The organism is Thermosipho globiformans, assembly GCF_003990895.1.
Classification (GTDB): domain Bacteria; phylum Thermotogota; class Thermotogae; order Thermotogales; family Fervidobacteriaceae; genus Thermosipho; species Thermosipho japonicus.
On sequence record NZ_BHXD01000003.1, the window covers coordinates 1 to 14,856 of the forward strand.

Sequence of the window (14,856 nt, forward strand, 5' to 3'; positions counted from 1 at the left end):
ATTTTTGATATTGCTTCTTCAAATCCATAATTTGTTTCTTTTAACATCCCATATCTCATTATTCTTCACCTCTATTCAACCAGTTTCCTTTTTCTTAAATATTCTTTTTTCGTAATTTCTTTTTTACATGATTTTTCATTTGAAATTTTCAGCACATCATAGTTATCAATCCTAACATTTTTATCTTTTCCCGCATAATTATTTTTAAAATCTTTAAATATGAAATATACGACCCCTATTATTACTATCAACATTATAAACGAAACAAAGTTTCTTACCACTCTATAACCACTACCTATGAAAAGGCCAGACCCATTCCTAATCCATACACACATATGAGAAGTCTCCTTTTATTTTTCTAACATAGTTTCAAATAATTTAATTCCGTTTTTTACTATATTACTTACATGATTAATTATTTAAAATATGCAAATGAGTTATCTCACAAATCCTTACTTTAGTAACTATTTAAGCATTCTTTTACATTATTTTTGATATGTTATATTTTTCTTTCAAATAATTTGATCGGGTATACCTTTTAAAAATTCTGAAACTCAATACATATAGAACTTCTAGGAATTTTTCTATTTCTTTTTTACTTTTAATATTCTTAATGTGTTAAACACTGCTATTATCGTTACTCCAACATCCGCAAAAACTGCTCCCCACATATCTGTCTTACCTAATGCACCTAAAATAAGGAACAATATTTTTATTCCAAGAACTATTGTTATATTTTGCCACGTAATCTTTAAAGTTTTTCTAGATATTTTTATTGAATCTAATAACTTAGAAAGATCATCATCCATTATGACAACATCTGCTGCTTCTATTGCTGCATCCGATCCAAGACCACCCATAGCAATACCAACATCCGCTCTGGTTATTACAGGTGCGTCATTTATTCCATCACCAACAAACGCTGTAGAAATTCCCTCATCAAACTTTTCAAAAAAGTTAACCTTATCACCTGGAAGTAGTTCAGCGTAATATTCATCAATTCCAACTTCTTTGGCAACTGATTGAGCAACTTTTTCACTATCTCCAGTAAGCATAACTGTTTTTCTTACCCCTAGATTTTTAAGGTCATTCATTATATCTTTTACTCCTGGTTTAATTTTGTCTGATATTCCAATATAACCGGCAAATTTTCCATCAACTGCAACAAATACTATAGTTCCACTAAAGTTTATTTCAGGTGTTCTTATTTTAAACTTGTTCATTAACTTTCTGTTTCCTACAAGTATTTCTTTTCCATCTATTATTGCTCTTATACCATAACCCGAAATTTCTTCATAATCTTCTATAAGATTTTCATCAATTTCTTCTCCAAATTTTTTCTTTATCGATTCCGCAATAGGATGATTTGAATGTTTTTCGCTATAAGCTGCTATTTTAAGTATTTCATTTTTTTTAAATCCATTAAATGTTTTTATTTCTACTACTTCAAAAACTCCTTCTGTCAATGTTCCAGTTTTATCAAAAATAACAGTATTTAAATTTTTTAATCGTTCCAAATAATTTCCACCTTTAACAAGAACACCTTGCTTTGACAATGCACCAACGCCTGCAAAATATCCAAGTGGAATAGAAAGGACAAGTCCACATGGACAGGAAATAACAAGAAAAATTAATGCCCTGTATAACCATTCATTAAATGGTGCTCCAATAATTAATGGTGGTAAAGTTGCTAATGCCATAGCCAAAAAAACAACTACTGGAGTATAGTATTTAGCAAATTTTGTAATAAGTTTCTCTGTTTTAGCTTTTTTTGCTGCTGCGTTCTCAACCATATCAAGTATTTTTGATATCGTAGACTCAGAATATTCTTTTTCAACTTTTATGGTAATAAGGCCATTAAGATTAATAAAACCACTCATAACTTCGTCATTTTCTTTTACGGAGCGTGGAACTGACTCACCAGTTAATGCTGAAGTATCTACCATTGAATTTCCTTTAATAACTACTCCATCCAAAGGTACCCTTTCACCAGGTTTTACTATAATTATGTCACCCTTTTTAACTTGCTCTGGCGGTACTTTCATTTCTTTATCTTCTTTTAAGAGATTCGCATAATCTGGTCTTATATCTAGCAATGCTTTTATTGATTTTTTTGAATTGTCTACTGCCATGTCCTGTAATAATTCACCTATTTCAAAAAACACCATAACCCCAACGGCTTCTGGAAATTCACCTATAGAAAAAGCTCCAATCGTTGCAACACTCATTAAAAAGTTTTCATCAAAAACATTCCCTCTCACAATATTCTTAAATGATCTTAACAATACTTTTCCACCAGAAATTAAATATGCAACTATATATAATGTTAATTGTAACCAAAATGGTTCTCTTACAAACAAAGCCGTTATAAATATACCAAATGCTGAAATTAGCCTGATTATTTCTATTTTTTTGTCAAACTCTTCCTCTGTTTCTTTTTTCTTTCTGTTCTTCATCTTTGTATCATTTTTCTCATAAACTTCTACATCGGGTTCTATTTTTTTTACTATTTTCTTTATTTCTTCTACTTCGCTTTCATCATTAACTTTAATAGATAAAGTTTTCGTTATAAAATTAAGTTCCACATCATCTGCATTGTCTAAATTTTTAACAGTATTTTCTATCTTTGCAGCGCAACTTGCGCAGTCTAACCCTTCAAGTACAAATTCTTTTTTTTTCATTTTAAACCCTCCTTTATCTTTGAATAATTGAATAATTGTTCAATTATATTATAACAAAAATTACTTATAAAGTCAACTTATATATGTGTAAGCTGTACTTCATCAATCAAGTTTAATTTGTCCATCCAGGCAAAAGACCAATTCCAATATTAAAAAAACTTGCTAAAATCAGAAAACATAAAATAAAATGCTAAAGCCATCAATATGAAGAATCCTATAGTATGAACTATTGCTTCAATCTTTCTATTTACCTTTTTCCTAGAAATAATCTCAATCAGAGAAAATACTATCCTTCCACCATCAAGTGCAGGAAGAGGTAATAAATTAAATATTCCCAAGTTAAGGGTAAATAATGCTACTACCGTTAAAATAGTTTCCCAACCAGCTTTTGCTGCTTCACCAACTATAACTGCAATACCTATAGGACCTGCTACTTGTTCTACACCTTGCCCAGTTGTAAACAATTTTCCAAATGCCTTCCATATAGATATTGCAGCTGAATTACATCTTGCAATTGCAAGGGAGATTGCATCAAAAAAGTTCTTTGGTTTAATAACATAACTTTCTTGCTTGAAAAATCCAGGTGTTGAAACTATATCTAAAAACTCTTTTTTGTCTAAATTCAAAGCAATTTCCTTTCCATTTCTTAATACAAGTACATTTAAATTATTGCCTAAAGGTACAATTTTTTCTCTTATTTGCTGTCCCCAGATATCTATATACACTTGATTTTCTGAAAGTTTTAAGGCTGTTATAACATTAACAAGAGAAATATAATCATCAATCTCTCTATTATTCACTTTTAAAAGGATATCTCTTTTTTTAAACGGATGCATATCTTTTTCAATCACTGGCTTAAACCCAGCATAATAAAAACCAATTGTTGGTCTTTCTGGAACATAAGAATATTGAACTAATACCCCAGAAATTGTATTGCCAAACTCATCTTCAAGCTCTACAAAAGTACCACTTTCAAGTTTTAAATCAATTCCAACTTTATAACCATTTATTTTTACTATTTTCCCATTTATATCTCCTTTCACATCATCTAACAAGAAAATGTATTCAGGTGGAGAAATTCTAGGAGGAATTTCTTTTTTAATTATTTCTCCATTTCTTAAAATCTCCATCTTTACAACTTTTCCCTTTGATACTGTATTTGTAACTTCATAAGAATCAAATATTCTTTTTCCATTAAGTTTGTAAATAACATCTCCAGGTTGAAGTCCATACTCTTGAGCGGGTGAATTTTCTATTACCTTCCCAATTGTTACAGCAGGAACACCCCAATTTAATACTATAGGTATAAAAAGTATATATGCAGCCAAAATAGAAAATAAAGGTCCTGCAAACGCTATTAATAGCCTTTGCCATGCTGGTTTTGCATAAAGTCCATCTTCTTCACTTTCATCAAAATCCTCACCCTTTAATCTAACGTATCCACCAAAGGGAATTATATTTATCTTCCAGACAGTTTCTCCAAACTTTTTCTTAAAAATAGCTGGTCCAAAACCAATTGAAAATTCAAGGACCGAAACCTTAAAAATCTTTGCAAACAAAAAATGTCCAAATTCATGAACTATAACCACAAACATGAAAACCAAAATAAATGAAATAATGGTTATTAAAATACTACTCACCTCCGACTACTTGATTTTTACCATTTCTTTTTGCTCTATAAAGTTTTTCATCAGCCTTATTTATTAGACCAAGTACTGTTTTTGAAAGATTGCAACAAATTCCTGCACTGAATGTAATTTTTTCTATTCCATGCTCTTCTTTCCAGTTATACTTATTAACTTTATTCAAAATTCTTTCCATAACCTTTTTTGCATCAGAGCAGCTTGTTGCAGGAAATATAACTAAAAATTCTTCCCCACCATATCTTCCCAAATAATCGCTTTCTCGAAGTCCTTCTTTAATTAATTTAGAAAATTGTTTCAATACCTCGTCGCCCTTTATATGACCATAAGTATCGTTTATTTTCTTAAAATCGTCTATATCAATCATTACAACCGAAAGCGGTAAGTTTTGCCTTCTATGCATTTTCAAAAGTTCATTCAATTTTGAAATAATAAACTGTTTATTAAACACTTGTGTTAAATTATCAATTTCAACTTTAATTTTAAAATCTGAAAAATCATTCAAAATTTTTGAAACTAATCCTAAAGGTTCTAACGCAACATTTAAATATTTTTTGAAATCATTATCCTTTTCAACATTTTCAAACAAAATTACTCCTTGCTCAATACCATTATGCATTAAAACAAAACTTTTTATGTTATTTAGTGACCTTCCATCTTTTGAAAAATTACCCACATATTTCCATTTTGATGGAGTTACTGGTTTTTTCAAAATTTTAAAAAGTTTTTCTTTAACATTATCAAGAGAAAATTTTTCATTATCTCTTGAATAGCTGTATATACGACCTTCAGATAAGGTTATTAAAAGAACGTGAATGGATCTTGGATCAAAAAAACTGACAGACATATTAAAAAAACTATTCAAAAGATACTCTTCATCTTCAATGTACTGAAGCATACTAAATATTTTTGAGGTTATAATTTCATCTCTTAATCTTTCTTCAAGAACATCTACTAATTCTCCATACGGCTCTTTTCTAACTTTATAAAATTCCATAGACCATTCTATCGTATAATCTCTTTCACAAAATTTTTTTAGTTTTTCAATAATTTTCTCCCTGTCTAAAGTCTTTTGCAAAAATAAATTTGCACCACTTTCTTTTGCCCAAAATGAATTTATAGATTCATTTTCAGCAGTCAAAATAACTATTCCAACATTTTTAAATTGAGGATATGATCTTATAAACCTAGTCAAATGTACTCCATTCATATTAGGCATTATATAGTCAGTTATAACTATCTCAGGCATAAATTCAAAAAATTTATTTATAGCTTCCAAACCATCACTTGCAACTTTTACTGTACACCCAAAACCTTTAATTATACTTTTTAAGAATTCTCTCCATAACTTACTATCATCAACTACCAATACCTTTTTATTCATAACTTCACCCCTAAATTATATTCTCCCTTAACAATTCTATCAAAATTCCAACAATATTACCATCCAATTTTCCGTTTTCTACATCTTTTCTAAGTAAATTTATCACCTCATCTTTTTCATACCCTTTAATCATCAATGTACAACAAACATCCACAGCACTTATTATCCTACTTTCTATAGGTATTTGTTCACATTTTAAACCTTTAGGGTAACCTTTTCCATCACACCTTTCATGATGGTATAAAACTATCTCTGCAATATCTTTAAAACCTTCAAATTTGCTCAATAGTTCATATCCATACTCTACATGACTTTCAATTGATCTTCTTTCTTTTTCTGTTAACCTTCCGGGCTTTTTTAGAATTGCTTTGTCTACCATTATTTTTCCAATATCGTGCAAATATGCAGCCCTGTAAACTTTTTCTACATCTAGTCCCATCTTTTTAGCTACTATCTTAGAGACATTTGCTACCATTTTAGAATGTTCTTTATTTGATAACTTTTCTTCAACTTCTACAAGCATTGTTAAAATTTCTTCAAATAATTTCTCCATTCTCTTTCCATATAACTTTAGATACAAAAAGTTCCCAAATAGTTTTCCAAATATTTCAGTTGCATATTCTGGTATAACTAGTTTTTCATTTACAAATGAATCCAAACAAATACCACCAAACTTTTCGTTATTAACATAAATCGGAATTATATACGAAGATTTTATTTTATTACTACCTAATTTTTCAAATTTGTCTTTAAATACGCTTTTTTCATTTATTTCCTTAAATATTTTCCCATTAACAAATCCCTCATACCTTACACCAACCACATCATCTTCATCTGTAAAAACTATATTTTTTAAAGCATCACTATAACCTATTTGTGCATAAAACCTGTACTTTCCACCATCCTTTAAAATAATACTTCCAGCATTTACATCTGGTATTATAGAAATCAACTTTTTAAGTATTTTATAAGCAATCTCCTCTAAATCTTCTTCAGGAATAATATTAGAGAGTATATCATAAACTGATACAAGTAAGTTATTTAATTGTTCAACTTCTTTTCTTAATCTTTCTTCCGAATAAAACATTTCCTGTAGCTCTTTTTCATTGTCCAATACAACCTTTTGAAGATAATTAAACCTTTCTTTGAGTTCATCTAATTCAACAATTCTCAATTCTCTATTAACAGTACTAAGCTCAAGATAATTTTGAAAATGGTCCATAGAATTTTTAAGAATTTTAAGTCCTTCTTCAAGTTCTTTTGCAAATTTTACATACGAATTTTTCAATCTATAATATATAATCAAAAACATCAATAAAAATACTCCAAAAACAATAAAAAGTTTAAAAAAACTTGATCTTAAATCTTTGCAAATTACAAAATTATAATCTAAAACCTTTATTGGAACACTAACATAGAACAATCTATTTTTCTTGACAGGAGAAAAAAACAGGCATTCCTCTTTATTTGCTATCAACTTATTTGTATAATCTATAACCGACTCACTACTATCAAAACTTTTTTCTTCTACCGCTGATTTTACAAAATTTGCAAAGTTAATTAGATTGTTTTTTTCAAAATTAAATAGTAAAATTGTTATAGTAACAAACATCAAAATAAATACTATCAATAAAACATAGAAACCTTTTCTCAGCAATAATATTAATTCATCTTTTAACCTCATATTATCACCCTCTTAACTATTATTTTATCACAAGGAGGCATTAAAATGACTAAAGAAATAAATATTAAAAACGTTAAAATTGGCGGGAAAAATCCGGTTGTTATACAATCTATGACAAATACAAAAACAGAAGACACAAAAAACACATTGAAACAGATTCAAAATTTATACAACTCAGGTTGTGAATTAGTTAGAGTTTCAGTCCCCACTTTTGAAGCTGCTAAAGCTTTAAAAACAATAACCGAAGAATCTCCAATCCCAATTATAGCTGATATACATTTTGACTATAAGCTTGCAATAGAAAGCATTAAAAATGGAGCCAGTAAAGTTAGAATAAACCCTGGAAATATTGGAAATGATGAAAAAGTAAAAGAAATTATTAAAGTCGCAAAAGAATATAATGTTCCTATAAGAGTAGGTGCAAATTCAGGATCCATTCCAAAAGAATTTGAAAAGCTTCCTAAAATTGATGCGCTATGCCAAGCAGCACTAAAAGAAGTTAGGTTACTCGAAAAATTTGGCTTTGAAAACATTGTAATTTCCGTAAAAAGCTCAGATGTTATTGAAACAATAAAAGCATACGAAAAAATTTCAAAAATGACGGACTATCCACTTCATATTGGAGTTACAGAAGCAGGAACATACGAATGGGCAATTATAAAATCTTCTACTGCTTTGGGCTATCTTTTATATAAAGGCATAGGTGATACAATAAGGATTTCCATTGCAGGAGACCCTGTAAAAGAAGTACTGGCTGCAAAAAAACTTTTAATATCTTTAAATCTCAGAAAAGGAATACAAATAATAGCATGCCCTACTTGTGCTAGAACCACAATAGATGTTGAAAAATGGGCTAGTATTATTGAAAAAAGATTTTCAAAGGTTGAAAAAAACATAAAAATAGCAGTTCTAGGGTGCGTTGTAAATGGTATTGGAGAAGGAAAAGATGCTGATATTGGAATTGCAGGAGTTCAAAATGGATTTTTGCTATTCTATAAAGGAAAGATAGTAGGAACTTTCAAAAAAGAAGAAATTTTTCAAGTTCTAGAAGAATATATTATAAAAGCGGAAGAAGAATAAATCTTCTTTTTTGCATAGTTGATATTATTAAATACTTTTCACCTTTAAAGAACAATAATGTTTCGCTACCTATTCTATTTAAAGCGCTTCTTAAAAAATAGGCGTTTGTTGTTGTTTGGAAAATATATTTACTACTAATATCTATATGCCCTCTATATTCCATATTTTCAGAAAAAGCATAAAAATAAAGCCCTTTTTCATTACCAAATATTTTTAGTCTTGAGTATCTTCCAGAAATCATAGCTCTTCTTAAAAATCGTCTTATACTTTTTAAACTAACCCTTAAAAATTCTTCAGACTTTTCAATTTCATTTTCTAATGGCACAAGATCCAAGTGATCAAGCTCTTCACCACACACATTAAACAAATAATCTGATGACAAAACCAATTTATTAAGTCCTTCACCAACACTTAATTCTCCACTTTTTATTTCAGACAAAGCCTTTATTAAATGCCGTGCTGAATAATAAGGAATTCTCCAAGAATATTCTTTACTTTTCTTATCTCTTACAACATAATTAATAATTCCGCCATTTTCTGCTACCATTCTTACTTTACTTCCAAAGTAAAAATCCACATAATTTCCTTCTTCTAAGTGACTTGATACAAAATCTAGATCATTTACAAATACATTTATAGGAATATTAATTAATTCTTCATATCTTTCTTCAAAATTCTTGAAAGAAAAACGTTCTGTCTTTAATTTCAAATTTTCGTCTTTTGCTTTTAATACAACATAATTTCCATCAGAATAAATTGAGATGTTACCTGAGAGCTCAAATACAAAAAATTTCAATATATCCAATGGAACAGAAAAAGAAAGAGTTGTCGGATTCATTTCTGAAACTTTTGCCTTTAAACTTAGACAGCCATCACTACCATAAAGATTTAAAAATCCGTTTTCATATTTAAATCCAACTATTCTATTTGTTTTTTCAACTGTTCCTACTGTTTTATCTATTAACTTTAACACTCTTTTTAACTCTTCCACGTTTAAAAATACCCTCATAAATTCACCTCTATTTAATTCTACATCATTTATTTAAAAACTCAACAACTTGATTAATCTCCACAAATATGATATAAAATTATAAGGTAAGTTCAATGGGGGGTATAAAAATGAAAACTTTCGAACAAAAATTAAAAATTAATATTTTTCACATAAATCCTTGAAAAAGGGGCTCACTATTGGGCCCCTTTTTCTTTAGCTGTGGGGGAGGTGAGATTTATTTCAATAAAAGTGTATGATCCTTACCAAAAAAAGCTTTTCTATGAGGAAATTTCTTTGCCAAAAAACATACGTTCTGAGAAATTAGTTGTTGTTCCAACATTTTTTGATTTTCACACCCATGTAAGATTATTAGAAGGTCAAGAAGATTATGAATCTTTAAAAAAAGCTTGTATAGCTGGTGGATTTTCTGAAGTTCTAATTCAACCAAACACAAAACCAAGACTAGAAAATAGTAAAGTCCATGAAAGGCACAAAAAACTTTCTGAAAATCCATACGTTAGATTCTACAGAACAACATCATTTTTTGGCTCCCAAGAACCAAACAACATAGATATTCTATGTTATTCCACTGATGGCATTGAATACAATTACAATGATTTAGTAGAAAATTTTTCAAAGAAAAAACCACACCTTCTTCTTGATCACAGTCAAATGTTTGAACATCCGGGAATTTTTTACAAAAAAATAGAAAATCTGCCTAAACGGCCAATAACTAATGAAGCAGTTGCAGTAGCTAGAACTATCTTAACAGGGATTGAATTTGGTTTTAGAGACTTTCATATTCAGCACATTTCATCAATTTATACATTGGAAATGATAAACTTTTTAAAAAAATATGCAAATATAACCTGTGAAGTAACTCCACACCACCTTTTATTAACAAATGAGCATATCAAAAATTCAAACTTTAAAATCAACCCACCCCTTGCCAACCAACAAACAAGAGAATTTTTAATTGAGGCCGTAAAAAACAATGATATAGATATTCTTGCTACTGACCATGCCCCACATCCTGACAAAAAAAATGACTTTGAAAAAGATCCATATGGTACTTCAAATATTGAAATCGCTTTTTCTGCTTTTTATACTGCCATTGAAGACCTTATGATCGTAATCAATAAACTTTGTGACTCTCCTAGAAGACGATTAAAAATAAAACCAAAATTTGATTCAGAAAATTTTGTGGTTGTGGATCTAAACCAAGAATTTATAGTTGATAGTACAAAATTTTACAGTAAAGGCAAAAATTGTGCTTTTGATGGTATGAAATTAAAAGGAAAAATTGTTGGAGTAAAAATAAATGGAAAATGGGGGTTTTGGAATGGAGAATACTTACTTGACTAAGAAAGATGTAATTCAAATAAATGAAGATACATTCATAGTTTCCTTCAATGAAAAATTTAAATTTGATGAAGGTCAATTTATAATGATTCAAACTCCTTCGCTAACAAGAAAGCCTTTTATACTTGGAAAATGGGAAGGCAACATAGCTGTATCAGTTCAAATAAAAGGGGAAGGAACAAAATATATCGTCTTTGAAGAAAAAAAGTTTAAAGCACACTTTCCGTTAGGCAATAAATTCATACCACCTACAGGCAAGGGCATAGTTATAGCATCTCCAACATGTATTACTTTAGCAAATCTTCTACATGAAAAATATTCTTGTGATGTCCTTATTGGAAGCAAAAGTAAAATAAATTTCGAACTTCCTTTTGAAAGCGTAGTTGGAAATGAAAATTTTTCCAAAAAAATAAAAACATTAAAGCCATATGATTGGTATCTAGTAAGTGGTTCAAAACAAATGGAAGAATTTGTTCTTTCAAACATTGAATCCAAAAATGTTTTTGTATCACTTGAAGAATATATGGGATGTGGCATTGGTGCTTGTAAAAGCTGTGCCGTTTTTACAAAAGATGGTGTTAAGCACGTCTGTACAGACGGACCAATATTTAGGAGGGATATACTATGAATCTAAACCCACCTCTAGTTATAGCTTCTGGACCTGGGGGAAGTGGAGAATATCTAAACCTTATAAACCCAAAATATGTAGGTGCATATACATTAAAAACCATAACTTTAAATCCAAAGCCAGGGAACAAAACAAAAAGAATGGAAAATTCGGAAAACTATATAATTAATAGCATCGGACTTGAAAATCCTGGAATAGAATACGTTATATCAAACATTGAAAAATTTGTGCTTAAAGAAACAAAAACAATTCTCAGCCTTGGAGGAGATAGCAAAGATGAATACATAAAAATTGCAGAAAAAATTGCACCGCATGCTAAAAAATTTGAAGCAATTGAATTTAATTTTTCTTGCCCAAATGTAAAAAAAGGTGGACTTTCAATTCTTTCAGATATAACTGAATGGGAAGAAATTCTTGAAAATGTTCGAAAAATACTTCCGGATTCATTTTTAATAGCAAAATTAAGTATTGAAGGAAATTTTGTAGAAGTTTTATCAAAAAAAGTGAAAGAATTTGGATGGAACGGCCTTACACTAATAAACTGTGTTAGAGGTCTTCTAATAAAAGATGGGAAAATAGTTACAGGAGGACTTTCTGGCCCAATTTTAAAACCTATAGCATTACGAGCAATATATGAGGTTAGAAAAGTTCTAAAAGATATATATATAATAGCATCAGGTGGAATATATACAAAAAAAGATGTAGATGATTTTCTTTTAGTAGGAGCAGATGCTATTTCAGTAGGAAGCGCATTATTTAAAGATCCTCAAGTTGTTGAAGAACTTGGAAATTATTTGAAAGGAGTGGGAAAATGATACCTGTATTGAGCTTAGATATGGAAAAACCCTTAGAATTCATTGATAAATATGGAAGTTTTAATGTTGTAAAGGTAGGGCATAACTTGGCTATTTATGGCAAAAAAATTCTAGATGAACTTGAAAAGAGAAATGTCAAAGTAATATTAGATTTAAAATTTTGCGATATTCCTTCAACAGTTTCTAGATCAATTAAAAGCTGGGAACATCCGGCTATAATAGGTTTTACAGTCCATAGTGCCGCGGGAATTGAAAGTGTTAAGGCAGCGCTTGATTCAACAGAAAAAATCATTTTCTCAGTAGTCAAACTAACTTCTCAAGTTGGAGAATTATCAGACTATCTAAAGACAATAGAAGAGCTAGAAAACATCAACAGTTCATTTGTTCTTCCTGGGCGTTGGGCTATAAATTTAAGAAAAGAGCTCGATGGAAAATTTCTAGTTCCCGGTATAAGAATGCAAGTCAAAGCAGATGATCAAAAAGATATCATTACATTGGAACAAATAAAAGATATTGCAGACTTTGCAGTTTTAGGTAGAGAAATCTACCTCAGTGAAAATCCTAAAGAAAAAATTGAAAAAATCAAGGAGGAATTAAAATGGAAATAAAAGAAATCCTTGAAAAAACTGGCGCACTTTTGACGGGACATTTTTTACTTTCATCGGGAAATCACTCTGAAAAATATGTCCAATGCGCACGGCTCTTTGAATTCCCTACATACGGTGATATGGTGGCAAAAATGCTTGCCGAAAAGCTAGAAAAATACAAACCAGATTTAATAATTGGCCCTGCAATGGGAGGAATACATCTTGCATACTCGGTCGCAAAATATCTTAATATTAGAAATATCTTTGCTGAAAGAGAAAACGGTATTATGACTCTCAGACGTGGATTTAAAATAAATAAAGGCGAGCGCGTTGCAATAGTTGAAGATGTAATAACTACAGGAAAATCAGTAAAAGAAGTAATCGAAATTGTAAATGAGAGTGAAGGAAATCTTTGCTGCATTGGTTCAATCATTAACAGATCTAGTTCAAATCTATTCGATGTTCCATATGAATATTTAATAAAACTAGAACTTCCAATTTACTCTCCAAATGAATGCCCGCTCTGTAAAAAAAATATTCCCCTTGAAAAACCAGGAAGTAGATTCATTAAAAAATAAGCAAAGCGTGGTAGGACCACGCTTTGCTTTCAATTTCTACAGAATAAAATTATTCTCCGTATTCTTCTGCCAAATATTTCTTAATTTGATCATCTGCCGTTTTAATTGCTGTTTCCATATCAACTTTTCCATTTACAAAATCTGAGAACATGTTTCCAACAACATTCCTAATTTCATACCATACTCCAATTTGTGGATCAAATATTGCATTGTTAATCTGAGAAAGTGGAATCTCTGCAAGAGGATCTGATTTTACATTTTCCTTCCAAATATTTGTTTCAAGAGCACTCTTCCTTACTGGGATATAACCAGTATTTACTGACCAGAATGCTGTAACATCTGGTGAAATAAGGTATTTCATAAATTCCCAAGCTGCTTTTTTCTCTTCATCAGTTGCATTTGCAAACATAATAACGTCAGTTCCTGCAAATGGAACATGTCTTGTCTTCCAAACTGGTACAGGTGCCCAACCCCAATTGAATTTACCTTTTACAGAGCTTTCAACATATTTTCTTCCTGCAATTGTATCTATGTACATAACAACCTTTTGTTGACCAAATGGATCATTCATGTATCCACCTTGATAATATGCAATACCCTCATCAACTAATTTTCTAACAAAGCTTAAAACATCTCTTGTTTCTTGGCTATCTATATTTGATACCCATTTTCCATTTTCCATCCTTAAAACTGAACCGCCTCTAAGTGAAAGAAGAATTTGGAACAAGTCTGCAGTTGTTCTAAATCCAAATCCATATTGATCAGGTTTACCATCACCATCAACATCCTCAGTTAAAACTTTTGCGGCATAGTAAAGTTCATTAATTGACTTTGGAACATCAACACCGTAAAGTGTTAGAAGATCTGCATTGTAGTACAATATGTAAAGACTCTTGTTGAAAGGAACAGCGTAAATGTCATTGCCCCACATACAATTTTTTCTCAATGGTTCGTATACATCTTCCCATTCTTCTCTTGTAAGTCCTATTTTCGGATCGTTTAAAAAGTCATTTAGCTTTTGGACAACACCACTTTGAATTAATTTTGCAGTCCAGTTTGAATAAGCTTGTGCAATTGTTGGAAGTTCCCCAGCTTGTGCACCAGCAAGAAGTTTTTGAGCTAAAGCACCGTAATTTCCAACGTAAATAGCTTCTACTTCAATATCAGGATGTGATTCATTAAATGAATTTACAATCTGCTCTAATGTTTTTCCATGATTTCCACCCATAGCATGCCAAAATACAACTTTAGTCTTTGCAAACGAAAAAATAACAACAAGTGACAATAAAATTACCAATAGTTTTTTCATATACTTTCCCCTCCTTCATAATGAATTTTACAAAAAATATGATTGTTAAACTTTAACACTTTTATTTTACCCTTCAAGCAACATTTATTATAACACTTTTCGACTTTTTTTTGC

13 protein-coding genes are annotated in these 14,856 nt (G+C 30.2%); 6 read left to right on the plus strand and 7 right to left on the minus strand.

What is annotated here, in order from left to right; genetic code table 11:
* Nucleotides 1–71: 71 nt before the first annotated feature.
* The 5 genes from EO083_RS03140 to EO083_RS03160 all read right to left on the minus strand — a co-directional run bounded on the left by EO083_RS03140 (nt 72) and on the right by EO083_RS03160 (nt 7,392).
* Nucleotides 72–335: an SHOCT domain-containing protein gene (locus EO083_RS03140; protein WP_164723688.1), complete on the minus strand. Its 264-nt coding sequence runs from the start codon at nt 333–335 to the stop codon at nt 72–74.
* A 249-nt stretch (nt 336–584) separates the two neighbouring features.
* Nucleotides 585–2,681, minus strand: a complete 2,097-nt coding sequence (locus EO083_RS03145) for a heavy metal translocating P-type ATPase (protein WP_126992746.1) — start codon at nt 2,679–2,681, stop codon at nt 585–587.
* A gap of 149 nt (nt 2,682–2,830) precedes the next feature.
* Nucleotides 2,831–4,321, minus strand: a complete 1,491-nt coding sequence (locus EO083_RS03150; RefSeq protein WP_277600358.1) for a M50 family metallopeptidase — start codon at nt 4,319–4,321, stop codon at nt 2,831–2,833.
* Nucleotides 4,314–5,708 carry a GGDEF domain-containing response regulator gene (locus EO083_RS03155; RefSeq protein WP_126992747.1) on the minus strand — a complete coding sequence of 465 codons (1,395 nt, stop codon included), beginning with the start codon at nt 5,706–5,708 and terminating at the stop codon, nt 4,314–4,316. The genes EO083_RS03150 and EO083_RS03155 overlap by 8 nt, the downstream gene beginning before the upstream one ends.
* Nucleotides 5,709–5,718: 10 nt before the next feature.
* Nucleotides 5,719–7,392 (minus strand): HD domain-containing phosphohydrolase, encoded by a 1,674-nt coding sequence (locus EO083_RS03160; protein ID WP_126992748.1) that lies wholly within the window; start codon nt 7,390–7,392, stop codon nt 5,719–5,721.
* Between the two features lie 45 nt (nt 7,393–7,437).
* Here EO083_RS03160 and ispG point away from each other — a divergent pair, with 45 nt between their 5' ends.
* Entirely contained in the window at nt 7,438–8,472 is a 1,035-nt protein-coding gene (gene ispG / locus EO083_RS03165; RefSeq protein WP_126992749.1) for a flavodoxin-dependent (E)-4-hydroxy-3-methylbut-2-enyl-diphosphate synthase, read from the plus strand.
* Here ispG and EO083_RS03170 read toward each other — a convergent pair.
* The gene (locus EO083_RS03170) at nt 8,450–9,481 is read right to left on the minus strand and encodes a hypothetical protein (RefSeq protein WP_126992750.1); all 1,032 of its coding nucleotides are present in this window, start codon (nt 9,479–9,481) and stop codon (nt 8,450–8,452) included. The genes ispG and EO083_RS03170 overlap by 23 nt on opposite strands.
* 210 nt (nt 9,482–9,691) lie before the next feature.
* On the opposite strand from EO083_RS03170, the gene EO083_RS03175 reads away from it, so the two are divergent.
* The 5 genes from EO083_RS03175 to pyrE are packed head-to-tail and all read left to right on the plus strand — an operon-like array spanning nt 9,692 to nt 13,433.
* Nucleotides 9,692–10,828: a dihydroorotase gene (locus tag EO083_RS03175; RefSeq protein WP_126992751.1), complete on the plus strand. Its 1,137-nt coding sequence runs from the start codon at nt 9,692–9,694 to the stop codon at nt 10,826–10,828.
* Nucleotides 10,806–11,453, plus strand: coding sequence for an iron-sulfur cluster-binding protein (locus EO083_RS03180; protein WP_126992752.1), 648 nt, complete (start codon nt 10,806–10,808; stop codon nt 11,451–11,453). Before EO083_RS03175 ends, EO083_RS03180 begins: the two co-directional genes overlap by 23 nt.
* On the plus strand, nt 11,450–12,268 hold the full coding sequence (locus EO083_RS03185) for a tRNA-dihydrouridine synthase (protein WP_126992753.1): 819 nt from the start codon (nt 11,450–11,452) through the stop codon (nt 12,266–12,268). Before EO083_RS03180 ends, EO083_RS03185 begins: the two co-directional genes overlap by 4 nt.
* Entirely contained in the window at nt 12,265–12,876 is a 612-nt protein-coding gene (gene pyrF / locus EO083_RS03190) for an orotidine-5'-phosphate decarboxylase (protein WP_126992754.1), read from the plus strand. Before EO083_RS03185 ends, pyrF begins: the two co-directional genes overlap by 4 nt.
* Nucleotides 12,867–13,433, plus strand: a complete 567-nt coding sequence (gene pyrE / locus EO083_RS03195; RefSeq protein WP_126992755.1) for an orotate phosphoribosyltransferase — start codon at nt 12,867–12,869, stop codon at nt 13,431–13,433. Before pyrF ends, pyrE begins: the two co-directional genes overlap by 10 nt.
* A gap of 49 nt (nt 13,434–13,482) precedes the next feature.
* Here pyrE and EO083_RS03200 read toward each other — a convergent pair whose 3' ends face one another.
* Nucleotides 13,483–14,742: an ABC transporter substrate-binding protein gene (locus EO083_RS03200; protein ID WP_126992756.1), complete on the minus strand. Its 1,260-nt coding sequence runs from the start codon at nt 14,740–14,742 to the stop codon at nt 13,483–13,485.
* Between the last annotated feature and the right edge of the window lie 114 nt (nt 14,743–14,856).